This window comes from Dactylosporangium sp. CA-233914, from assembly GCF_050942935.1.
Taxonomy (GTDB): domain Bacteria; phylum Actinomycetota; class Actinomycetes; order Mycobacteriales; family Micromonosporaceae; genus Dactylosporangium.
The window spans coordinates 7,628,233-7,651,133 of the sequence record NZ_CP192030.1; the positions used below are offsets into that span (position 1 = coordinate 7,628,233).

A 22,901-nucleotide genomic window follows, 5' to 3' on the forward strand; every position below is an offset into this window, starting at 1 on the left:
GCCGACAGCTCGTTCTGGACGCCCTGGCTGCTGATTGAAATCTGTGGTGAGGCCGCACATCATGCGTGCGCGGCCGACGAGGCCGGCGAGGCGGTGTGCTCCTGCGAGGTGACCAAGCCGAGCACACGATCACCCCACTTCAGTCATTGTGAAACGTTTCACAAGCATTGGCGGGTGCGCGGCGGCCTCGGTGGTGAGCACCTGCAACTGGGCCGCCGCCGTGAGGTCGCCGCGCTACGGCTTGAACACTCATTGAGACTCCTTCGACGGCGGCGATGGAGTTGACCATAGCAGCAGGAATCCACAATGTGAATGTTACATCTTTGTATCGCATCCCATCGCAGCTGCCGAATCATCGCCGCGGTGGAACCGTCCGCGACCGTGCTGGGTTACGCCGGCGGGTCGAGCTCGACCGCCTGACGACGGCCGAGCGTCCGCTCGCTCGACCACACAGCCGCCAGTACGGGAAGGCTTGGCACGAACAGCGGCCAGACGATCGAGCTGACGGTCACACTGACGACCGCCAGTGCAACCACGCCGAGCCCAATCCCCATGGTCGGCCCGGGCCGTGTCCAGGCAAGCGCGACACCGAGTCGCCAGGACTCGACCACACCGCGCCCCGAACCGGCCGCCGCGGCGACCGGAAAGTAGACGAGCGTAAGGAGCAGACCACAGCCGATCGCGAGCACCACCACGGCCACCGGAAGCGATCGCGTCCGCAAGGCCCAGAACACGATCGGCCACAGCGTGAGCGTGGGCACCAGCACGACCCCCTGGCTCCGCCCCAGCTCACGTCGCCAGGTCCGCCAGAACAGCCGCCAGCACCCTTCCTGGACACTCGATTCAGTGCTCTCGTGAACCATCGACCGCCAGCAGGCGGCAAGTGCGGTGGACGCCGGGCCGTAGCCGAGCACCACCAGCCCGGCGAGCGTCCCGAGAATCCACAGTCCTTGGAGGGCGAGTGCGATCATCAACCAATCGGCGGCCCGGTAGATCCGCCGCCAATCCACCGCGGCTCCGCGCCCACCATCCCGCGCCATTCCCCCACCCCCTCCATCGCACGTAGGCGCGCCACGCACGATACAGATCCACCAACGATGATCAACCGGCTCCGACGACGGGGCCTTGACAAGGACGCAGCAATGCTGTGAGCCTCTATGATACGAGTAATGGTTCCACAATAGCGATGGGACATCCACATGCCACCTCGCACCGCATCGCACCGCCTCCGGCATCCCGCTCGGTAATGCGGCCGGCGCCGCACTGGACCCCGACCGCCGCCGGACCAGCGCGTCGACCCGAATCGCCAAACCGTAGCGCGCCCTGAGCGTGCGCGTCCGCGACGCATCGTTGAAACGATACAACCCACAACCGCGCGGACCCGGCCATGACCGGCCAGGGCAACGACGATCGCACCGATTCCAACCCGCCGTACTCGAGGCGGCCAGAGCACGGTCAACCGCGTGGTCCGGTTCCCCCCCAACCCTGACAGGAGTCCGATCCGATGACCGCCAAGGATCCCGCCCTCTCCCGCCGCAGTGTGATCCGCCTGCTGGTCGGTTCGGCTGCTCTGGCAGCCGTCAGCACCGAGTTCGCCGCGGCCGAGCCCGCGGCGGCCGAGCCCACCGTCGCGGCGCCACCGCCAGACGTGCCACTGCGTGATCTCCCGAAGCCTGGACTGCGGTACGAGCGGCTCACCAGCATCGCCGGCCGGAACCACCGAGTCACGTTCTGGCAGGCGACCTGGGACGATCCGGCCGGTCGCCGGGTCGGCGCGATAGTCCGTGACCTCGAGGTCGCGCACGCCGGTGGCTGGCTGACCGCGTGCGGTGAATCCGAACGGTTCGACGAGCAATGGCTGGTCGTCGCCGAGGACCGGGCGAACCTGATCGGCTTCGGCAACTATGGTGTCGCGGCGAAGAGCTGGCTCGCCGTCGACAGCGTGCGCAAACTCAGTCCGGCCGTCGCCGAGCTGACCGCGCGGGTCGCGGGACTGGCCGAACTCACCGTCCGCTGGACCGTGGACCGGCCGCAACCTGAACTGCAGTGGACCCTCGAAGTGCATCGGGACAGCAACTACGTCGTCGGGTACCAGTCCGGTGCGCAGCACGAGTTCGATGCCGTCGACGAAGTCATGTGCGGCGCTCTGCAGCACGCGAAGGTGATCGGCTCGCCGACCGCTCTGCTCGCCTGGGAGCTGTTCGCGCCGATGTCGCTGATCCAGAGCACGGCCGGCACCGTTGCGCTGACCAGCGGCACGTTCGTGCCGTCGGAGGTGCTGCTGTTCGAGCATGAGCGGACGCTTGGCTGGGACCAGCCGTTCGGGATGAGCCTGCGCAACCTCGGTGAAGGCATCCAGACGTGCGTGTACGCCCCACCCGGCGGAGCCAGGTCGGCGCTGAAGGCCGGAGACCGCATCGGCTACGCGTTCGGCGTCCTCGCCCGGCCCGGGACGTTGTACGACGCCTACGTGGCGCTGGCGCGGGAGGAGTACGGCCTCGAACGCTACCGGCGCAACGTCTACGACACCTCGCTGACCGGCGCGATCCACAACATGATCGACCTGATCTCGATCGAACCGGACGGCGACGACTCGGTCGACTTCGTCCCATCGTTGTCCGGCTGGTGGGACCGCGCGAAGGGGTTCGTCAACATCGAGGCCGACCAGCAGTCCCGCACCGCGGCCGGCAGCGTGGTGCTCGGCGCGGGCCTGGTCGCCTCCCGGCCGCAGGAGTACGCCCGGCTCTGGGAGCGCCGGGCGCGGCCGATGATCGAATACATCGTCTCCCGCCACGACTTCGGCTACTCCCCGAAGGCCGGCTTCGGCAACTACCCACTGGGCGGCTGGTACGGCGACGTCAACACGATCGGCCCGGCCGCGCTCATGCTCCGCGGTACCAGCGGTGGGATGAACCAGCTCGCCATGGACTCCGCCGTCGGCGCGCAGGCCGGCAGCAACCGCAGCCCGTGGAGCGTTGCGCTGTCGGCCTATCTCGTGTCCGGCGACGAGGCCTGGCTGACGCAGGCCGTGCGCACCGCCAAGTGGTACGCGCGCACCGCCATCGACGCCCCATACACGACCAACGTCCCCGAGAGCCAGTTCGGCGCGATGGCGGTCAAGGCCTGGCTCGAACTGCAGGTGCTCTACGAGATCACCGGCGACCGGGAAATGCTCCAGGCCGCCACCAAGGAGGCCCGGCGCTACCTGGGCCTGTTCATGGTCCGGCCGGTTCCCGAGGGCCTGGTCACCTCACCGGTCGGCAATCCGGTCGACTTCACCGCGTACAGCTGGAAGGTCAGCCCCGGCATCCCGCAGTACGAGCTGACCACGCCGCCCTCGGAGCGGGTGGAGAAGTGGGTCGTCTCGACGACCGGGCAGACCTTCGAGCAACTGACCACGCTCAAGATCGTCGGCACCAACCCCGGCGGCGGTCTCACCCGGAACCCGATCTGGGCGCCGTTCCTGGCCCGGCTCGCCCACCAATCCGGTGACACCTACATGCGCGACCTCACCCACAACATGGTGACCGGCCGGTTCACCAGCTATCCGGGGTACTACGACCGGCAGTTCGTCAGTTGGCCGCTGCACCCGGACTACCCGTTGCGCGGGCCGTTCGGACTGGCCGCCATCTACTACCACCACACCCCGGCGCAGCTCGGCCTGGCGGTCGACTACCTGATCAGCGAGCACCACACCCGCTCCGACGGCCGGATCGACTTCCCGTACACGTTCGAGGCGGCCTACCTCTACTTCAAGTACCACGTGTACGGGCACGCGCCGGGCACGTTCTACGGCGACGACGGCGTCTGGCCGTACTTCCCCAAGGGCATCGTGGCTGTCTCCGACTCCCAGCTGAACTGGCTCACCGCCGTGTCCGCGCAGGGCTTCTACGTCAGCCTGACCAACGCCAGCCCGACCACCCGCTCGGCCTGGATCGCCTTCGATCCCGAGCTGACCGGCATCGACGCCGCTCGCACCTACCGCGCCGAGGTCATCGCCGACGGACGCAGGTACGGCGGACAGGTCGCCGGCGCGCGGATCAAGGTCCAGGTCTGCGGCCACGGCATCACCGCGATCAAGATCCCGGGCGCCGGCCGGCTGGCTCCCTGGCACCACGCCCCGGGGACCCCGGACCGGTCCGGGGTAAGTTTCCACGTCGACGACCTCGACGGCTCGGCGGACACGACCAATGATCAGATCCGCGCGATGGCGCTACCCCGGCCGGACCGGTCCGGGTACGACGTGTACGTGTCGACCGGCCTGTCGCAGCCGGTCAGCCTGCGCTACCGGATCGGGGACGGCGCCTGGCAGGACGCGCCGGCCAAGCCGCTGCCCTACGAGTGGACCATTGGCGTGGATGACCTGCGCGCCGGGTTCAGCTACCAGGCCAGCGTCAACGGCCTCGCCCGTCCCCAGGCCGATCTGTACCTGCCGGGCACCGTCACCGGCGCCTTGCCGCCCGGCCGGACCGCCGGCGGCGAACTGTCCACCCAAGCCTCCGCCACCCCCTCCGCCACGCTCGACCTCACCGTCACACTGCGCAACGCCACCGGCGCCGCCCTCGACGGGACCACGGTGACACTCACCGCCCCGAGCGGATGGACCGTCACCTCGGACACCCCGCCACCGGCAACGTTGCCCGGCGGCGCGGTCGCGACGGCGAAGTACAAGGTGACGGTGGCGGCGAACGCGGCCCCGGGGGATACCGTCATCACCGGCACGCTCGGCTGGGCCGGGCCGGACGGGTCCGCCCAACACGCGGACCTGACCGAGACCCGGCTGAAAGTCATCGCGCCGCTGGCATCCGTAGGCGTGACCGCTTCGGCGAGTACGGTGGAGATCGGCAAGTCGGCCACGGTTACCGCGGCCTACGTCAACCGGAGCCCGATGCCCCAGTCCGGGACGCTGCGAGTCAGCGTGCCGATCGGGTGGACAGTGCAACCCACGACCATCCCCTGGACGATCCCCGGCGGCGCGTTGGCGGAGTTCGACCTCGTGGTCCAGCCTGGCACGGCAGCCACAGGCATCAGCGGCACCGTCTTCGTCAACCTGGGTGGGGGCGCCGCCCTCCTCTCGACAAGTCTCCGTCTGGTCAACCCCGACGACCTGATCATCACTCCAGGCGACCAGGGGTACTCCGAGGCCGGCGCCTGGTTGCAGAGCGGCCTGCCCGGTTACGGCGGATCCGGCACCCGGTACAGCCCACCGGAGACCTACGGCCCGAAGGTGACCTGGCGGCCGCCCGACCTCAAGGCCGGCACGTATCAGGTGTCCGTGTGGTACCCGACCAACGCCGACACCACGAAGGACGCGCTGTACACCGTGAGCACCGCCACAGGCCGGTACGAGCTGCATGTCGATCAGACCGATCGCGCCGGCCAATGGCGCGAACTCGGTGTGTTCGACCTCGAGCCCGGCGCCGGCGTCACGCTCACCGCGATCAGCGGTCTCTACACCCGCGCAAACGCCTGCCGCTTCACCCGCCGCTGATCCACCGAACGCGCAACCGCGTTCACGGCCCGCGGCCGTGAACGCGGTTGCACCCTCCTCCCCGTCGACGGCGGCTCAGCCCACCGGCGCGACGGCGTGATATCCCAGGCCCGACGAGATCTGGTCCGCCTGCTCGATGACCTTGGTGGCCAGGACCTGCTCGCGCTCCGGCAGGTTCATCGCCGACAGCGGCCCGGACACCGACAGCGCCGCCACGATCGTGCCGGTACGGTCGCGGATCGGCGCGGCGATACAGGCCCGGCCGAACGCGAGCTCCTCCACCTCGGTCGCGTAACCGCGGTCGCGGACCTCGCGCAGGGTCGCTTCCAGGCCCGCCCGATCCGTGATCGTGTGCGGCGTGTACCGGGCGAGGTGGTCACCGAGCAACTCGCCGAGTTCCTTCGGCAGCAGCTCGCACATGAGCGCCTTACCCATCGCCGTGGCATGCAAGGGGCCGCGACGCCCGATCAGGGTCGACGAGCGTCCCGCGGTGCGGCCTTCGAAGTGGCATAGGTAAAACAGTGCGGCGACCCGCCGCTCAGCGACGTTCGCCCCGAGGTCGAGGTCCATCGCGAGGTTCTGGGCGACCTGCCGGGCCTGTTGATGCACGGGCATCTCATTCAGCGCGATACCGGCGAGCGTGATCACCCGCGGACCGATCCCATACATGCCGCTGCGGTCGTCGTACATCAGGAATCCGAGCGCCACCAGCGCGCCGACCAGCCGCGATACGGTGGACTGACCGAGCCCGGTCGCCTCCACCAGCTCGGACACCCGGCGCTGCGGATGCGCCTCGGTAAACTCCGACAACAGCGACAGGGCCCGCTCGACACTCTGCGTGCCGGGACCCGCTTCGCGCCCGACGATACGCGGCACGCCAGCCACCTCTCGCTCGATATGGTTCTCCCATCCACATCATAGATGCACTCCGCCTGCCGTTCCATCGCGGCTACTCGAGATCTTGCCGACAGCCATCGGACATCAGGCAAACTGCGTTCCTGGCCGGCGTGAAGCCTGTCGTAGACCGCCGGCGAGGAACTCCAGCGACTCCTCGACCGGCGGGATGATGCCGTCGTGGTCGAGATGCCCATGCGGCGTTCCCTCGACCAGCAGGCTGCTGACCGGGACGCCGACGTCGCGCAGCTGGCGCTCGAGCAGCTCGCCGGACGGACGCAGATCGTCGTATTCGGACAACGAGATCCGGGTAGCCGGCAGGCCGTCGAGGCGCGCGGCGCCGGGCAGCGCGTCCGGCGGCAGGTCGCTGATCCGGCCGACGTACCCCCGGACCATAGCCTCCACAATCGTCGCCGTACACCGGGTGAAAGCCGGTTGCAGCTCCATCTCGGCCACGATCGGGCCGTCGAGCGCCGGATTCGGGAAATGGGCGAACGGATAGGCGAGCAGCACCGCATCTGCCGGGCGTTCGTCGCGCGCCCGCAGGGCAGTGGCAAGCGCGAGCGCCGCACCGGCACTGGCGCCGCCGACCGCGGCCGGACTGCCTCCGGGCAGCGACGCGATGCCGTCGCTCGTGAGCCAGCGCCATGCGGCGTGGACGTCGTTGAGCGGCACGGGATACCGCACGCCGTCACCGGCGAGCCGGTAGTCCACGGAGACCACCAGGGCGCCGGCGCGGCGGGCCAGCTCACCGCTGACCGTGTGCGCCTCCGGCATGTCGATGCAGCCGGCGCCGAAGCCGCCACCGTGCGCCCAGAGCAGCGCGCGAGAGAGCGGCCCGCGCGGCCGGTAGACGCGTAAACGAATCGGGCCGTGGGGACCGGGGACGTCGATGTCCGCCACGGCGACGCTGGGGTCGCTCCACGAGGACCGCTTCGCCGTCAGCTCAGCGACACGGGCACGCACCGCTGGATCGGACTGATCGGCCTGCATTGCCTCGACGAGACGGCGGCGGTGCTCGGCGAACTCCGGGTGAAGCGGCATCCTGATCCTCCTCTCCTCGAAAGTCGGGCGGGCGGTGGAGGCTCCGCGCGACCAGGTCGGCCGGGCCGCCCGCCGGCCAGCTGCAGACCGCGCAGCGCCATGCCTTCGCCGAAGCCCCAGATCTTGTACCGGTAGTCGACGCTGCGCGCTCAAGGAGTTCATCGTTCATCGCGCAGGACCCGCAGCAGCGCGGCAAGGCCGCCGGGGCGAGCCACGGCGCCGCCGACGCCGAGTGCGGCGGCACCCGCGGCCAGGTAGTCGCGGGCGTTGCCGGCGTCGACACCGCCGGTGGCCACGAACCGCGCCTCCGGGAACGGGCCACGCATCTCGCGCAGCCAGCCCGGCCCGAGCGACCCGGCGGGGAACGCCTTGAGCCACACGCAGCCCGCGTTCAGCGCGTGGTGCACCTCGGTCGCGGTCGCCACGCCGGGCAGGTGCGCCAGCCCGGCGTCGTGGCTGGCCCGCGCCACCTCGGCGGCGAAGCCGGGCGCGACGGTGAACCGGGCACCGGCCTGCGCCGCGGCCGCCACCTGCGCGGGGCTGCGCACGGTCCCGGCGCCGACGACGGCCCCGGCGCTGGAACCGGCCCGGGCCAGCGCGCGGAGGCACTCCAGGGCCTCCGGCGTCTGGATCGGCACCTCGACCACGCCGAGGCCGCTGTCCCAGACGGCCCGGGCCAGCTCCAGCGCCCGGTCGACCGGCACGCCACGGAGGATGGCGACCAGCGGCCGCCCGGACAGCAACTCCTCGAAGCCGAAGTCGAAGCTCACTTGATCGGTACGGTCATCCGGTCGCGGGCGCGTGCGAGCGCGTCCTTCGGGTTCTTCCTGCCGATGAGGATCGAGCCGAACGTGCGGTCCTTCACGGGGTCACCGTGTCCATGGGCAGGCGGTGGGCGGGGCCGACGTAGCCCAGGCCGATGCTCACCGAGTCGGCGGTCTCGATGACCTTGCGGGCGAGGGCGTCCTCGCGGTGCGGCAGGTCGATGGCCGACAGCGGCCCGGAGACCGACAGCGCCGCGACCACGCCGCCGGATGCGTCGCGGATCGGCGCGGCCACGCAGGCCCGGCCCAGGGCCAGCTCCTCGAGCTCGGTGCCGTAGCCGCGGGCCAGGGTCTTGTCGATCTCGTCGTCGAGCTGCTGGTGGGTGGTGACGGTGCGCGGGGTGTAGGCGGTCAGCCAGGAGCTGGGCAGCAGGGCGCGCCGCTCGGCCGGATCGAGACCGGTGAGCAGCGACTTGCCCAGCCCGGTGGCGTGCAGCGGGTTGCGCTGCCCGGCCAGCACGAACGACCGCGGCGCCTGCCGGCCCTCGAAGTTGAGCAGGTAGAACAGGCTCGCGTCGCGGCGGACCGCGACGTTGACGCCGAGCCCGACCTCGGCGGCAAGGTTCTGCGCGATCTGGCGGGCCTCCCGGTGCACCGGATGCGCGTTGAGCACCGCCCCGCCCAGGCTCACCATGTCCAGACCCAGCCGGTAGAGGCCGCTGACCGGGTCGCGGTCCACGACGCCGCTCGCCTCCAGGGTCGCGAGCAGCCGCGACGCGGTGGAGAGGTTGAGCTCGGCGAGCTTCGCGATGTCGGACACGCGCAGCTCGGCCCGGCCGGCGGCGGTGAAGAGCCGCAGGATCGTGAGCGCCCGCTCAACGCTCTGATTGTTTCCGATATCGGCGGCCATCGGAGCCCTCTCTGGAAGTTACTTGCGCGATACGGCAAGATATCGGCGGATGCTGCAAGCAGTCAACCATTATGTGGAGATGACTTGTGAAGATCGTTGATGTCGCCACCTGGGTGGTGAAGCTGCGCGCCGGGGACGTCTCTCTGGGCGCCGTGACCGGGGAGCCGTCCCCGGCGGCCTACTACCTGCGCCCGCCCTGGCGCAGCCTGTACTCGGACCGCTACGAGACCCTGATCGTGCGACTGACCTGCGACGGCGGGGCTGTCGGCTGGGGCGAGTGCCTCGCGCCGGTCGGGCCGGAGATCCCGCGGGCGGTCGTCGACCGGCTGCTCGCCCCGGTGCTGCTCGGCGCCGACCCGCGGCCGGTGCGGCCGCTGTGGTCGCGGCTGACCGGGCTCATGCGGGAGCGCGGCCACCTGGTCGGGCACCAGGCCGACGCCGCCGCCGCGGTCGACATCGCGCTGTGGGACCTGGCCGGCAAGGCGGCCGGACGGCCGGTGCACGCCCTGCTCGGCGGCGCCTTCCGGGACACCGTGCCGACCTACGTCTCCGGGCTGCCGGCGGCCGACGACGAGGCCCGCGCCGCACTTGCCCGCAAGTGGCTTGCAGATAATGCAAGCGCGGTGAAGCTCCACCTTGGACACGGCGTCGCGGCGGACCTCGCGACCTACGACGCGGTCGCCGCCACCGGCCTGCGGGTCGCCGTCGACGCGCACTGGGCCTACGACCTCGCCGACGCGCTGCGGCTGGGCCGGGCGCTCGACGAGCGCGGCGCCTGGTTCCTGGAGGCACCGCTCGCGCCCGAGGACATCGAAGGCCACCGCGAGCTCGCCGCGGCGCTGGCCACCCCGATCGCGGTCGGCGAGGCGCTGCGCAACCGATACGAGTTCCGCCAGTGGCTCTCGGCCCGGGCGCTCGACCTGGCCCAGCCCGACGTCGGCCGCACCGGCATCACCGAGGCGATGGCGATCGCCGAGCTCGCCGCCGCCCACCACGTGCCCGTCGCGCCGCACCACTCCGCCGGCCTCGGCGTCGCGCTCGCCGCCGGCCTGCACGTCGCCGCCGCGATCGAGGCGATGCCGGCCTTCGAGTTCCAGCCCGGCCCGTTCCCCGTCGCCAACCGCATCCTGACCCGCCCGCTGGCCGGCGGCCCCGGCTCGTTCCCCGTCCCGACCGCGCCGGGCCTCGGCGTCGACGTCGACATCGCCGCACTCGTGGAGGACTCGTGACCCGCTCGACCGACGTGCGCGGGCTGATCCCCGTGCTCGCCACCCCCTTCCACGCCGACGGGTCGATCGACCCGGACAGCCTGCGCCGCCTGGTCGCCTTCTCGCTGGCGGCGGGCGTCGACGGGGTGGCGGTGTTCGGCTTCGCCAGCGAAGGTTTCTCCCTGACCTCTGCCGAAAGAGCCAAAATCCTCCATGTCGTACTGCATGAGCTCCCACCGCAGACCCCGGTCGTCGCCGGCATCTCCGCCACAGGCACCGCAGACGCCGTCGCGCAGTCCCGGGCCGCGGCCGAGGCCGGCGCCAGCGTCGCCATGGTGATCCCGCCGTTCATGGTGAAGCCGTCCGCGGCCCAGATCGTCGACTTCTACGGCACCGTCGCCGCCGAGGGCGGGCTGCCCGTGATGGTGCAGGACGCGCCCGCCTCGACCGGCGTCACCCTGCCGGTGCCGCTCATCGCCAAGCTGTCCGAGCTCGACGGCGTCGCCTCGGTGAAGGTCGAGACCCAGCCACCCGCGCCGAAGGTCGGCGCGGTCGTCGAGGCCACCGCCCCGGACTTCGCCGTGCTCGGCGGGCAGAACGCGCTGTTCGTGCTGGAGGAGTACGACCGGGGCGCGGTGGGCACGATGCCGGCCGGCGAGTTCCCCGACCTGCTGCTGCCGGTGCTGCGTGCGCACGCCGCCGGCGACCTCCCCGCGGCCCGGGCCGGCTTCAACCGGCTGCTGCCGCTCATCCGCTTCGGGCTGCAGCCGGGTATCGCCTGGTCGATCCACAAGCACGTGCTGCACCATCGCGGCGTCATCGCCTCCACCGCGGTCCGCTCCCCCGCCACCGACGCCGACCCGGCCACCCTGGCCGCCCTCGGCCACATCCTGCGGGACCTGGGCCTGTGACCGGCTCGCGCGGCGCGCTGGTCACCGGCGAGCGCGGTGTGCTGTTGCTCGGCGGCACGTCTCCCATCGGGCTGGCGATCGCGCGTGCCTTTGCCGCCGGCGGCGACCGGGTGGCCGGCGTCGCCCTGGAGCCGAGCGGCGACCCGGCGTTCGCGGCGAGCGCCGCCATCGACTGCTCGACCGGCGCCGGCGCCGCGGAGGCGGTCGGCTTCGCCCGCGACCGGCTCGGCCGCCTCGACGTGCTCGTGCTGGCCGCCGCGGCGATGCCGGTCGCGCCGGCCACCGAGCACACCGACGAGCAGTGGCGAGCGGCGCTGGACGTGACGCTCTCCGGCGCGTTCTACGCGTGCCGGGCCGCGCTGCCTCACCTGCCGCCCGGCTCCGCCATCGTCGCGGTCACGTCGGTGAACAGCTTCCTCGCGGCGCCCGGCCTGCCCGGCTACTCCGCGGCGAAGGCCGGGCTGGACGGGCTCGTGCGGCAGCTCGCGCTCGAATACGGGCCGCGCGGCATCCGGGTCAACTCCGTCGCGCCGGGGATGATCGGCGGCGAGCACCTGCCGGGCGCCACCGAGGGCTACCCGCTCGGGCGCGTCGGGCGGCCGGAGGAGGTCGCGGCGGCGGTCACGTTCCTGGCCTCGCCCGCGGCCGGGTTCATCACCGGTGTCTGCCTGCCCGTGGACGGCGGGCTGTCGATCGCTTCGCCGGCCGCCTTCCTGCGGCCGGATCTGCGCGCCCGCTGGCTGCCCTCGTGACCGGGCCGCTCATCGTCGGGCTCGGTGAGGCGATGGTGCTGTTCCAGCCGGCCGACGGGCTTGCGCTGGCCGCGTGTGAGACCGCGTCCGTGCACGTGGCCGGGGCGGAGCTGAACCTGCTCGCGGCGGCTGCCCGGGCCGGGGTCCGGGCCGCGTTCTGCAGCCGGGTCGGCGCCGATCCGTTCGGCGAGCGGGTCCTTTCCGCGGCCGCCGGGCTCGGTGTCGAGACCGGGCTCGTCGTCGTCGATCCCGGGCGACCGACGGGGCTGTTCGCCAAGGACACGCGGGCCGACGGGGCACGGCGCGTGCACTACTACCGGGCCGGGTCCGCAGCATCCGCGATGGACTCGGCCGATGCCGACCGCGCCCTGGCCGCCGATCCTGTGCTCGTCGCCGTCTCGGGGCTGACCGCGGCGCTCGGGGACGGGCCGCGGCTTGCCGTCGAGCGGCTGGCGCGGTTGGCGGCTGCTCGTGGGGTACACCTGGCAATGGATCCGAACCTGCGTCCCGGACTGCCGCCAATTGTCGACGTGCTGCGCGGGTTGCTGCCGCTGACTCGGTTTCTACTGCTCGGAATCGACGAGGCGGGGCCGTTGCTTGGGGCCGAGGAGCCCCAGGAAGTGTTCCGGCTTGCCTCCGCGGCCGGGGTCGGGGAAGTCGTGCTCAAGGCGGGCGCCGACGGGTGCTGGCATCACGGGGACGACGGGCGGCCGGAGCATCTGCCGGCGGCGGCGACCCGGGTGGTCGATCCGGTCGGGGCCGGGGACGCGTTCGCCGGGGCGTACCTGGCCGCGCGGCTGCAGAGAATCGGGCCACGCGGCGCGGCGTGGCTCGGCAGCCAGTTCGCCGCCGGAGTGATCGCCGCGCCGGGCGACACCGAGGGCCTGCCGTCGCCAGCCGCGGCCACGGAACTGCTCGCCGCAGCCCCAGTCCTGTGACTGAGCGCAAGTTGAATGGCGTTCGTCGCACAGATCGGACGCCCCACATGTGGCATCAGAGCGGGCGGATTACGAGTTTGCCCAGGTTTCCACCGGCCTCCATCTGGCGATGAGCGCGCGCCGCCTCCTCCAGCGGGTAAACGCCGGCCACGATCGGTCGCAGGTGGCCTGCTTCCACTCGTTGTGTCAGCAGGGCCAGGTCAGCGGCTCGGAGCCGGCCACGAAAACTGCGGATGCGGCGGGGGCCGAAGACCGTCGACGCCGCGATGCCGGCCAGAGCGCCCGCCCGTCCGTAGGCGATGGTCACCGTGCGCGGCGCCAGTCTGCGGTATGCGGCCAGGTCGGTGCCCACCGCGTCGACAACGACGTCGTAAGTCGGCAGATCTCGGGGCTGAATCACCCGGCGGTCCAGTGCTTCCTTGGCGCCCAGGTCGCGGAGCGCGTCGAGATGGCGGGCGCTCGCCATAGCGGTGACGTGCGCGCCAAGCGATGCCGCCAGTTGTACGGCGGCGCTGCCGAAGCCACCGGCAGCGCCACGCAACAGCATCCGCTGGCCTTCTCGCAGCCTCGCGTGCCGCAGTGCGACCAGCGCCGTGACCCCTACAGCCGGCAAAGCCGCCGCTGTGATCAGGTCGATTCCGGCCGGCGCCGGGGAGAGTTGCGCGTGCGGGACGAGGACGTAGTCGGCCGCGGCGCCGGCCTGGCCGCGCTCGTAGCCGAGGACACCGCCCCAGACGCGGTCACCCCGCCGCCATCCGGTGACGCCCGGCCCGGTCGCATCGACTTCGCCGGCGAAGTCCACGCCGAGACGGCGTGGGAAGCGACGCCCGCTCACCAGCCGCAACGCGCCGGAGCGCAGCGTCACATCAATCGCGTTCACGCTGGCTCCGTGCACCCTGACCCGGATCTCTCCCGGTCCAGGCACCGGAAGTGGCGTGGTGGCGGTGTACAGGACATCCGGGGGGCCGTACCGGTCATAGAGCGCGGTGCGCGCGGTGGTCGTCACACGTTCACAGTTCCGTCCGCGGGGAACGGCGCGCCAGCAACTGCGACATATCCGCACCGCTCGTGCGCACTTCACCCGCGTACGTTGACATCATGCGCACAGACGCCGAGGAGAACCGCACCCGGATCCTGGCGGCGGCCCGCGAGGTGTTTACCGAGGCTGGGGCGAGCGCGCCGATGGCGCGGGTCGCGCGGCGCGCCGGGGTCGCCGTCGCGACGCTCTACCGGCGTTTCCCCCACCGCGACCAACTGGTCGCCGCCGCCTTCGCCGGCCAGCACGCCGAATGCACGTCCGTGTACGCGGCAGCGTTGCGCGATCCCGACCCGGCGCGAGCGTTGCTGGCCATGATCCGCAAGGTTTGCGCCTATCAGGTCGCCGACAAGGGATTCACCGCCGCGTACACCACGGCACTGATCGCACGACGGGGCATGGAACAGCAGCGCGCGCAGGCCGAGCGGGTGGTGACCGCTCTGCTTCGGCGGGCCCAGGCGGAAGGGACCATACGGGACGATCTCCGGCTCGACGACTTCTGGTTGCTGCTGGTCGGCAACGCCGGAATCATCGCCGCCGCGGGAACCGGCGCCGCGGCGGCGTCGCGCCGATACGTGACGCACATGCTGCGCTCGTTCGACACGATTCAGTGATCAACGCAGGTCAGCTCGCACCACAGGGTGTTGCAGTCGACAACTTCGATCAGGGGCGCCACTGGTATCCGCGCGGCCTGACTGCGCATCTGCCAAGAGCAGAGTCGCTATCCGCGGCTGGGCGCGGCGCCGCACTCCTGAGCGACCACCTGTCTGGGCGTTGTCGACGTTACCTGCAGGAAAAGTACGCGGGCGCCGCGTCCGGGCCCCAATCCACTCGGCCGGCCAGCAGGATCGTCGTGGACTCGCCCGGCCCCAGCCGCCACTGCCACGGTGTCACCTCGACCGACGCCGCCGTCTGCCGTGCCGTGCCGTTGATTGCCAGGTTGACCTTCTGCGTGCCGGTGTAGGCGTACCTGAGCTTCCAGTCATGCAGTGTGTGCCCGCTCGTGTTGCGAACCGCGGCGATTGCCAGGAACAGGCCACGGAAGTCGAGCAACCTGCGGTAGGACACCGAGCAGGCCGGCGCCGGCACCGGGCCGCCTTCGCCCTGGTCGGCCAGGAACGATGCCACCCACGAGAGTGCCGAGTTCCAGTTGACGGCGATCTCGTTGGTCGACCAGGAGTTGATGTCGTCGAGGTAGCACAACTGCGGTGCGCAGCCCTGCAGGCTGCTCGCCGCCGGGTCCTGGATCCACGAGTTCGGCCCGCCTGCGAGTGCACCGGGCGGTGGGCTGGGCAGCGCGGAGTTGAGTTGGTGGGCGTACATGCGGGAGTGCTGGTTGTGCGATGCCCGCCGGCCGAAGCCGGTGACGTACGACTGGTTCAGGGCATTGCGCCCGAGGAGGTAGTCCATGCCGGCGGCGACGCCGTCGCGGTACTGCTGGTCGCCTGTGATGTCGAACGCGGTCGCCACCACGACGAGGTTGTTCAGCACCAGGCTGTTGGAGCCCCAGTCGAACAGCCCGCCGGTCGGCGCGTACGCGATCTCGTACGGGTTGGCGCGCATTGTGGCCAGGTACTTCTTCGCCCCGTCGACCACCGATTGGCGTGCCCGCGCGCGGTCCGGGAGGTCGCTGGGGACGGTCGCGAGGTCCAGCCGCCCGGCCGTTGCGGTGAACTTCCAGCCGAACGCGTCCGGCCGGAACACGTCGGCGGTGTGCCACTTCGAGGCCAGGACCGCGTCCTGATAAGCGTGTTCCCCGGTACTGAGGTACAGCTCGGCGGCGGCCCAGTAGAACTCGTCGGACACGTCGGGGTCGTCGTACGCGCCGCCGCCGACGCTGTCGGTTGCCGGTGCGTAGATCGCCGGGTGGGCGACGGCGGCAGTCCATGCGGTGCGGGCCGCGGCGAGGAGCCGGGCCGCGAATGCCTTGTCATAGGGCTGGAACAGCCGGGCGCCCTGCGCGGCCGCGGCCGCCAGGTCGAGCGTCGCCGCGGTCGACGGCGGGTGCAGTTCGCGCGGCTGCGGGTCCGCCGCCGGGTCCTGTGGCAGCGGGGTCCAGGCCCGGTCGTTCACCTTGTGGTGCACCATGCCGGCGAGCGGCTGACCCGCCGGGACCTGCATGCGAAGCATGAACTCGAGCTCCCAGCGCGCCTCGTCGAGCACGTCCGGGACCTGGTCGCCGTGCTCGGGGATGCGCAGCGAGCCGTCGCCGAGCCTGTCCGGCCTGGCGGACGCCAGCTTGGTGCGCTCGAACGTGCTCATCAGCTGATACACGGAGATGCCGGCGTCGACGACGTACTTGCCCTGATCGCCGGCGTCGTACCAGCCGCCGCGCACGTCAAGCCGGTAGTCGCAGACACCCGGCTGGCAGGGCACGTCGGTGTCGCCCCGGTTGGGTGCGACGCCCAGGTGGCCGGCGGCCCGGGCATAGCCGGGCGCGATGCTGCCGAGGATAGGGATGCCGCTGCGCTGCGGGTAGTAGAACGACAGCGCGTCGACGCGCAGCTTCTCGTATACGGCGTTGACCCCGACGTCGAACGGCACGCTGGTCCCGCCGCCGGCGCTCAGCGTCAGGCCGGTGCCCGGGGTGTGGAACGCGCTGAAGTCCACGGTCTGAACGTTCTGCCGCGAGGTCGGATCGTAGCCGCGCGGCGTGGTGGTGCCCTGGGCGACCACAGCACCCGCGGTGTTGCGCAGCTGCCAGGGCAGCGGGGTGGTCGCCTGCGTGACGACAGTGGCCTGCTTCGGCCCGTCGGTGAGGTAACCGACCTGATTGACCTGGACCGGCGGGCCGCTGTCCGGGTGGGCTGCGGCGGGGGTGGCGAGGGTGGTCACTGGAGCGACCAGCAACGCCACCGCGGCAGACACGAGGAGAGAGCGCTTCACTGAAACCTGATTTTTGGCACAACAGAACTATGGGAGCGCTCTCCCACTGTGCCCTGTCGGACGCCGGAGTGCCAACTCTTCTCGAAGTAGGATCAAACCACCGCATACCGATTCTTTCGGGCGCTGCAGTACTCACGGAGGATCTTCACAAGGAGGTCCGATGCACACCGGCAAGTTCAAAGCAGGAGTGCTCGCGCTGTGCTTGCTGGCGATCGGCGGTGCGGCGGTTGCGGCCGGCGGCTTCACCGAGTCGGGCAAGAACGAGATTGTGGTCGACACGTTCGGCGACTTCGGCTATCGCGACCTGTATGCGAAGTACGAGCAGAGCCACCCCGGCCTCAAGATCGTCGAGCATGTCGTGTCGTACGACGATCATCACAAGAACCTGCAGGCGCACCTGCTGGGAGGGTCGGGCACCGGCGACATCGAAGCGATCGAAGGGGGCTACATCTCCCAGTTCAGGGTCCTGGCGGACAAGTTCGTGGATTTCAAGGCGTACGGCGTCGACCCGGGCCGGTGGCTGGCGTGGAAGGCGCAGCAGGCGACCAGTACCGACGGGAAGCTGATCGGGCTGGGTACGGATGTCGGTGGCCTGGCGATGTGCTACCGCAGGGATCTGTTCGCACAGGCCGGTTTGCCAACCGGCCGTGGCCAGGTGGCGGCAATGTGGCCGGACTGGCGGTCCTACATCGCCACGGGGAAGCGGTTCATGGCCAAGGCACCCAGGGACGTGGCCTGGTTCGACTCGGGTTCCAACATCTTCAACGCCATCATGGGTCAGGCACCCGTCGGCTACACCGACTCCGCGAACAGGGTGGTGGTGGGTAGTAATCCGGCGGTCAAGCGGGCATACGACCTGGCGGTCGAGGCGGTACAGGCGGGTGAGTCGGCGAAGCTGACGACATTCAATCAGCAGTGGAACGCCGGGTTCCAGCGCGGATCGTTCGCGACCGTGGCCTGCCCGGCGTGGATGACCGACACCATCAAGCAGAATGCTCCACAGACCAGCGGCAAGTGGGACATCGCCACGATCCCCGGCGGCAGCGGCAACTGGGGTGGCTCGTTCCTGACCGTGCCGAAGACGAGCACGCACCGGCAGGAAGCCGTTGAGCTCGCCAAGTACCTGACCGCGCCCGAACAGGAGCGCTGGATCTTCCGGACACAGGGGCATCTGCCCAGCGAGCCCGCGCTGTATACCGACCCGGCGATCGTCGGGTACACGAACCCGTTTTTCAACAATGCGCCGACCGGCCGGATCTTCACCACTGCGGCCAGGAACCTGCGACCGCAGTACCAGGGTCCCAAGGACGGAGACATCGGTCCGTTGATCGGACTGGGGATCAATCGGGTGGACAAGGGTAGGCAGCAGCCCGAGCAGTCCTGGCGACAGGTGCTGAAAGACGTCGCGAACGCCACCGAGCCGTAGCCGGCGAGACTGCGGTCCGCGGCCGACCTGAACTTCAGAGAGGAGCCATCAGCCAGATGGCAGTCTCCGCGCCTCCGTCGGCGGAACGTGCGCGCCGAGGTATCCCGTGGGCAACGGCCGATCGGTGGTCCCGCCTGCGCTACAAGTTTGACGTGAAGGGTGCGCCGTACCTCTACATCGCACCGTTCTTTCTGGTCTTCCTGGTGTTCGGGCTGTTCCCGATCCTCTACACCGGCTGGATGGCCACCACCCGGTGGAACCGCGACCTGCCCGGCAGCGAGCACATCTTCGTAGGGTTGGACAACTTCGTACGGCTGATCCACGACGACTATTTCTGGAACGCGCTGCGCAACACCGCCGCCATCGGAATGCTGGGCACCGTTCCCCAGCTGCTGCTCGCCATGTGGATCGCCCACCTCATGCATCGCCGGCTGCGCGCCCGCACGCTGCTGCGGATGGGTGTCCTGGTGCCCAACGTCACGTCGGTCGCCGCCGTCGGGCTGATCTTCGCCGAGCTGTTCGGGCGGGACTTCGGCCTGGTCAACTGGGTGCTCAGCCTGGTCGGCCTGGGCAAGATCGACTGGCAGGAGGGCACCTGGCAAGCGTGGCTCGCGCTGGCCGTCATGATCACCTGGCGGTGGACCGGCTACAACGCCCTGATCTATCTCGCCGCGCTGCAGGCGGTGCCGGACGACCTCTACGAGGCGGCCGACATCGACGGCGCCGGCGAGCTGCAGAAGTTCCGCAGCATCACCATCCCCGCGCTGCGGCCGACCATCATCTTCACCGTCATCATATCGACCATCGGCACCATACAGCTGTTCACCGAACCACTCATGTTCAACCCGGGCCTGAGCCCGACCGGCGGCGACTCCCGCCAGTTCCAGACCTTGGCCCTGTACGTCTACGAGCAGTTCTGGAGCCACGGCAAGTACGCCTACGCGGCCACGGTGTCCTGGGCCATGTTCCTGATCATCATCGTGGCCGTCGGTGTGAACTACCTGCTCTCCCGGCGTATTCGGAGCACCACATGAGCGTGATTCCGGTTTCCCGTGCCCACCGCAGGTCCTCGGCGCCGGGCCGGCGCCGCGCCGGGGTGTCGACGTACGTGGTCCTGGGCGCGATCGTCGCGGCGTCGGCGTTTCCCCTGTACTGGTCGCTGGTCGCGGCTTCCAGTGACGACTCCGCAGCGGGACGCTGGCCGCCCCCGCTGCTTCCCGGAACCCACCTATGGACCAACCTGCAGCGCGCGTTCGCGCAAGGCGCCTTCGGCCTGGCGCTGCTCAACTCGACGATCATCGCGTGCACGATCACGTTTTCCGTGGTGCTCACCAGCACGCTGGCCGGCTTCGCGTTCGCCAAGCTGCGCTTCCGCGGCAGCACCGCATTGCTCGCGTTCCTGGTCGTGACCATGATGGTCCCAGCGCAACTGGGCGTCATTCCGCTGTACATCATGATGTCCCAATGGCTGGGCTGGACCGGCCACCTGCAGGCAGTCATCGTCCCCGCGGCCACCTCCGCCTTCGGCGTCTTCCTCATGCGCCAGTACCTGTCCGAAGCACTGCCCGACGAGTTGCTGGAAGCCGGCCGGGTCGACGGATGCTCCACCGCCCGCCTGTACTGGCACGTCGCGCTGCCCGCAGCACGACCCGCCGCCGCGGTGCTGGCCCTGTTCACCTTCATGGGCGCCTGGAACGACTTCTTCTGGCCTCTGCTAGCACTCGGCCAAAGCAACCCAACCGTCCAGGTCGCCCTGTCAACGCTGGCCGGCGGCTACTACATGAACTACTCGCTCGTGCTCGCCGGAACCCTCATCAGCACCGCACCCATCCTGCTGGTGTTCGCCGTCCTGGGCAAACAGATCATCGGCGGCATCATGCAAGGAGCCGTCAAGGCATGACCGACGCCGGCGACGGCCCGAGCCTTTAGTATCCGACGGTGAACCGGCGACCGTCGTGCTCGCGCTTGCCGATCTCGTCGACCACGGCGACCGCGTAGTCCTCGTACGATATCCACGACCGGCCCTCGCCGTCGGTCACCGGCTGGTCGTCACCGGTCCGGTACGCACCCGTCCGCTCCCCCACGGCGAAGTCCACCGGCGGCGGGGAGAGATAGGTCCAGCCCACGCCCGCGTCCGAGGCGTGCTCACGGTAGTAGTCCAGGGCGTCGGCCTGGCCGCGCGCCGGGGGCAGGAACTCGGCCGGGAACTCGGGCAGGTCGAGGAACCGAGTGCCGTCGGGCGTGGTCAGGGTGGCGCCGCCGCCGACGTGCAGTACGTACGGCCGGGGTTGCGGGAGCGCGGCGACCGCCGTGACCACGGCCTGAGCGGCGGCGAGCCATGGAGCGCTGGTCCAACTCCCGATGGCGATCACGACGGCGTCGGCTCCGGCGGCCAGCCCGGTGACCGAGACGGGGTCGGTGGCGTCGCCGGCCACCGTCTCGACGCCGGCCACGGCCGGGTGCTTCGCAGTGTCGCGGACCACCGGGACCACGGTGTGGCCGCGCCCGCCGGCCTCGGCGACGATGCGCTGCCCGGCGGTGCCGGCGGCCCCCAGAACGACGATCTTCACGATGCGTTCCTCCTTGATCGGGTGGATAATTCCGACCCAAACGTAGAGCGGCGAGGCCGCCTATCCCAGTACGACTATGGTCACCTCATGGACAGAAGTGGACAGCTTCCCGATCTGCCCTTCCAGCCGTCCGGGCCCGCGCCGTGGGAAATCGAGGTCCTCGACCTGACCACGGTGTTCGCCGACACCGGGATCGCCCGGATCGGGCCACACCGGTCCGACTTCCACGTCCTGTTCCGGGTGACCCGCGGCACCGGAGCTCACCACGTCGACTTCGTGGAGCGGCCGTACCATCCCGGAACGGTGTTGTGGACCCGGCCGGGCGTCGTCCATCGGTTCCGCCCGAACCCGGAGATCGGCGGCGCCGCCGTACTCTTCACCGGCCTCGCCCCCGCCGACGGCCAGGTCGTCCGCGACCTGCTGCGACCGTCGGCCCGCTGCACCACCTGGCGGCTGCCACCCGCGGACGCCGCCGTGGTCGATGGCCTCGTCTCCGCGCTGCGCTCGGCAGCACCGGCGCACGGCTCCCCACGGTATGCGCTCAGCGCCCTCCTGCTGCACCTGGCGGCCCTGACGCCGGAGGACCCCGAACCACCCGGGCGCACCGGCGAGATCGTGCGGGCCTTCGAAATCCTCGTGGAACGGCGCTACCGCGAGCGCCTGACCACCCAGCAGGCCGCCGCAGCGCTCGACTGGTCAGCCCGCACCCTGTCCCGCGCCTGCCTGGCCGGCCGCGGGCGCACCCCCAAGGACCTCATCGACGCGCGCGTGCTGCTCGAAGCACGCCGGCTATTGGTCAACACCGACCACACCGTCGCCGAGATCAGCCGCCACCTCGGCTTCACCGACCCATCCGCCTTCGGCCTGTTCTTCCGCCGCCTCGACGGCCACACCCCCGGAGCCTTCCGGCACCGTTGACCCGTATCCGGGCACGGTCAGCGGCGGCCTGGACGACCCACGCCAGCACGACTTCGTCCTCAACGGGCTGCCACACGACCTCGACTATCGCGGAGCGGCGGTGCGCGACAACGTCGGCCTCGCCGGTCCCGCCGGTCAGGCGGGGACGGCCCGGTCGACGACGACCTCGTAGACGAGGTCGGTGGTGATGGAGCCGATGCGGGCGAGCTCAGAGGTGATGCGGGCCAGGTCCGGCATGTCGGCCGCGAGGACTTCCGCGACGTAGCACGCCTCCCCGGTCACCCGCACGCACCGCACGATCTGTGGTTCGCGCTCGAGGACTGCGGCGACCTTGTCGTACAGCGCGCCGTGGACCTTCATCCGCACGACTGCACGCAGCGGCAGCCCGCACGCGGCCGGATCGACACCGGCCGAGTAGCCGGTGATGACACCGCGCTGCTCGAGGCTGCGTAGCCGGGCCCGCGTGGCGGACACGCCGAGATGGATGGCGCCGGCCAACTCGGTCAGCGACGCGCGGGCGTCGCGCTGCACCTCGGCGAGCAGTCGCCGGTCGACGTCGTCGAGCGGGTTGTGCGGTGCGGCCATTGCCGAACATTACCGCAGATCCTGCGGCGAACAGCCCGCGATACCGCACGATCGGTCTACTGGAAGGCGGGCGATCGACCGTAGCGTCGTAGGCGTGACCGAATCCCACATCGAATTCGCCTACGTCGACGTCTTCGCATCCGTGCCGCTGACAGGGGCACCGCTGACGCTGGTGCCCGCCGCCGACGGCATCACCGACCACCAGATGCGGGCCGTCGCGCGCGAGTTCAACCAGTCCGAGACCACGTTCGTCCTGCAGGCCTCACGGCCCGGCACGACCCGGCGGCTACGCTCGTTCACTCCGACCGGCGAAGAGGTCTTCGGCGCCGGGCACAACGCGCTGGGCGCCTGGCTGTGGCTCACCTCCTCCGGGCGGCTCGGCCTCGAGGACGACGCGATCACCGTCAGCCAGCACATCGGCGAGGACGTCCTGCCGGTCCGCCTCCGGGAGCTTCCCGGTGGAAGTCCACCTCGCCGACCTCGACGGTGACGGCCTCGACGACTACCTCGTCGTCGACCCCACAAACGGCGCCACCCGCGCCTGGCTCAACAACGGAGGCAACCAGGC

At 70.6% G+C, this 22,901-nt stretch carries 20 protein-coding genes; 11 read left to right on the forward strand and 9 right to left on the reverse strand.

The annotated features are described in order from the left end of the window. Positions 1-389: 389 nt before the first annotated feature. Positions 390-1,010 (reverse strand): DUF624 domain-containing protein, encoded by a 621-nt coding sequence (locus ACQPY0_RS33965; protein ID WP_432969824.1) that lies wholly within the window; start codon positions 1,008-1,010, stop codon positions 390-392. Positions 1,011-1,504: 494 nt separating this feature from the next. Here ACQPY0_RS33965 and ACQPY0_RS33970 point away from each other — a divergent pair, with 494 nt between their 5' ends. Then, on the forward strand, positions 1,505-5,491 hold the full coding sequence (locus tag ACQPY0_RS33970; RefSeq protein WP_432969827.1) for an NEW3 domain-containing protein: 3,987 nt from the start codon (positions 1,505-1,507) through the stop codon (positions 5,489-5,491). A 75-nt stretch (positions 5,492-5,566) separates the two neighbouring features. Here the strand turns inward: ACQPY0_RS33970 and ACQPY0_RS33975 are convergent, their stop codons facing one another. The 4 genes from ACQPY0_RS33975 to ACQPY0_RS33990 all read right to left on the reverse strand — a co-directional run bounded on the left by ACQPY0_RS33975 (position 5,567) and on the right by ACQPY0_RS33990 (position 9,103). Next, a complete protein-coding gene (locus tag ACQPY0_RS33975; RefSeq protein ID WP_432969830.1) occupies positions 5,567-6,367 on the reverse strand; it encodes an IclR family transcriptional regulator in 801 nt (266 codons plus the stop codon). Between the two features lie 105 nt (positions 6,368-6,472). After that, positions 6,473-7,378: an alpha/beta hydrolase fold domain-containing protein gene (locus ACQPY0_RS33980; protein WP_432969833.1), complete on the reverse strand. Its 906-nt coding sequence runs from the start codon at positions 7,376-7,378 to the stop codon at positions 6,473-6,475. Between the two features lie 209 nt (positions 7,379-7,587). Continuing rightward, a complete protein-coding gene (locus ACQPY0_RS33985; protein WP_432969836.1) occupies positions 7,588-8,199 on the reverse strand; it encodes a bifunctional 4-hydroxy-2-oxoglutarate aldolase/2-dehydro-3-deoxy-phosphogluconate aldolase in 612 nt (203 codons plus the stop codon). Positions 8,200-8,290: 91 nt separating this feature from the next. After that, entirely contained in the window at positions 8,291-9,103 is an 813-nt protein-coding gene (locus tag ACQPY0_RS33990) for an IclR family transcriptional regulator (protein ID WP_432969839.1), read from the reverse strand. A gap of 86 nt (positions 9,104-9,189) precedes the next feature. On the opposite strand from ACQPY0_RS33990, the gene ACQPY0_RS33995 reads away from it, so the two are divergent. The 4 genes from ACQPY0_RS33995 to ACQPY0_RS34010 are packed head-to-tail and all read left to right on the forward strand — an operon-like array spanning position 9,190 to position 12,912. Further along, entirely contained in the window at positions 9,190-10,332 is a 1,143-nt protein-coding gene (locus ACQPY0_RS33995) for a mandelate racemase/muconate lactonizing enzyme family protein (RefSeq protein WP_432969842.1), read from the forward strand. Beyond that, on the forward strand, positions 10,329-11,222 hold the full coding sequence (locus ACQPY0_RS34000; RefSeq protein WP_432969845.1) for a dihydrodipicolinate synthase family protein: 894 nt from the start codon (positions 10,329-10,331) through the stop codon (positions 11,220-11,222). Before ACQPY0_RS33995 ends, ACQPY0_RS34000 begins: the two co-directional genes overlap by 4 nt. Further along, entirely contained in the window at positions 11,219-11,974 is a 756-nt protein-coding gene (locus ACQPY0_RS34005) for an SDR family NAD(P)-dependent oxidoreductase (RefSeq protein ID WP_432969847.1), read from the forward strand. The genes ACQPY0_RS34000 and ACQPY0_RS34005 overlap by 4 nt, the downstream gene beginning before the upstream one ends. Further along, positions 11,971-12,912, forward strand: a complete 942-nt coding sequence (locus ACQPY0_RS34010; RefSeq protein WP_432969850.1) for a PfkB family carbohydrate kinase — start codon at positions 11,971-11,973, stop codon at positions 12,910-12,912. Before ACQPY0_RS34005 ends, ACQPY0_RS34010 begins: the two co-directional genes overlap by 4 nt. Before the next feature lie 55 nt (positions 12,913-12,967). On the opposite strand, the gene ACQPY0_RS34015 is transcribed toward ACQPY0_RS34010, so the two are convergent. Then, complete coding sequence (locus ACQPY0_RS34015) at positions 12,968-13,792, reverse strand: NAD(P)-dependent alcohol dehydrogenase (protein WP_432969853.1); 825 nt, start codon at positions 13,790-13,792, stop codon at positions 12,968-12,970. 218 nt (positions 13,793-14,010) lie between these two features. On the opposite strand from ACQPY0_RS34015, the gene ACQPY0_RS34020 reads away from it, so the two are divergent. Beyond that, a complete protein-coding gene (locus ACQPY0_RS34020) occupies positions 14,011-14,562 on the forward strand; it encodes a TetR/AcrR family transcriptional regulator (protein ID WP_432969856.1) in 552 nt (183 codons plus the stop codon). 169 nt (positions 14,563-14,731) lie between these two features. On the opposite strand, the gene ACQPY0_RS34025 is transcribed toward ACQPY0_RS34020, so the two are convergent. After that, positions 14,732-16,834, reverse strand: a complete 2,103-nt coding sequence (locus tag ACQPY0_RS34025) for a glycoside hydrolase family 9 protein (protein WP_432969859.1) — start codon at positions 16,832-16,834, stop codon at positions 14,732-14,734. Positions 16,835-16,994: 160 nt separating this feature from the next. Here ACQPY0_RS34025 and ACQPY0_RS34030 point away from each other — a divergent pair, with 160 nt between their 5' ends. Genes ACQPY0_RS34030 through ACQPY0_RS34040 form a run of 3 tightly spaced genes read left to right on the forward strand, consistent with a single transcriptional unit; the run spans position 16,995 to position 20,160 of the window. Then, a complete protein-coding gene (locus tag ACQPY0_RS34030; protein WP_432969862.1) occupies positions 16,995-18,260 on the forward strand; it encodes an ABC transporter substrate-binding protein in 1,266 nt (421 codons plus the stop codon). Positions 18,261-18,307: 47 nt separating this feature from the next. Beyond that, positions 18,308-19,294: a carbohydrate ABC transporter permease gene (locus tag ACQPY0_RS34035; protein WP_432995490.1), complete on the forward strand. Its 987-nt coding sequence runs from the start codon at positions 18,308-18,310 to the stop codon at positions 19,292-19,294. Then, entirely contained in the window at positions 19,291-20,160 is an 870-nt protein-coding gene (locus ACQPY0_RS34040) for a carbohydrate ABC transporter permease (RefSeq protein WP_432969865.1), read from the forward strand. Before ACQPY0_RS34035 ends, ACQPY0_RS34040 begins: the two co-directional genes overlap by 4 nt. 25 nt (positions 20,161-20,185) lie before the next feature. On the opposite strand, the gene ACQPY0_RS34045 is transcribed toward ACQPY0_RS34040, so the two are convergent. Continuing rightward, positions 20,186-20,833 (reverse strand): NAD(P)-dependent oxidoreductase, encoded by a 648-nt coding sequence (locus ACQPY0_RS34045; protein ID WP_432995492.1) that lies wholly within the window; start codon positions 20,831-20,833, stop codon positions 20,186-20,188. Between the two features lie 84 nt (positions 20,834-20,917). Between ACQPY0_RS34045 and ACQPY0_RS34050 the strand changes: the two genes are divergently transcribed. Then, entirely contained in the window at positions 20,918-21,748 is an 831-nt protein-coding gene (locus tag ACQPY0_RS34050) for a helix-turn-helix domain-containing protein (protein WP_432969868.1), read from the forward strand. 135 nt (positions 21,749-21,883) lie between these two features. On the opposite strand, the gene ACQPY0_RS34055 is transcribed toward ACQPY0_RS34050, so the two are convergent. After that, positions 21,884-22,333, reverse strand: coding sequence for an Lrp/AsnC family transcriptional regulator (locus ACQPY0_RS34055; protein ID WP_432969871.1), 450 nt, complete (start codon positions 22,331-22,333; stop codon positions 21,884-21,886). A gap of 94 nt (positions 22,334-22,427) precedes the next feature. On the opposite strand from ACQPY0_RS34055, the gene ACQPY0_RS34060 reads away from it, so the two are divergent. Beyond that, positions 22,428-22,823 (forward strand): PhzF family phenazine biosynthesis protein, encoded by a 396-nt coding sequence (locus ACQPY0_RS34060; protein WP_432969874.1) that lies wholly within the window; start codon positions 22,428-22,430, stop codon positions 22,821-22,823. Positions 22,824-22,901: the final 78 nt, after the last annotated feature.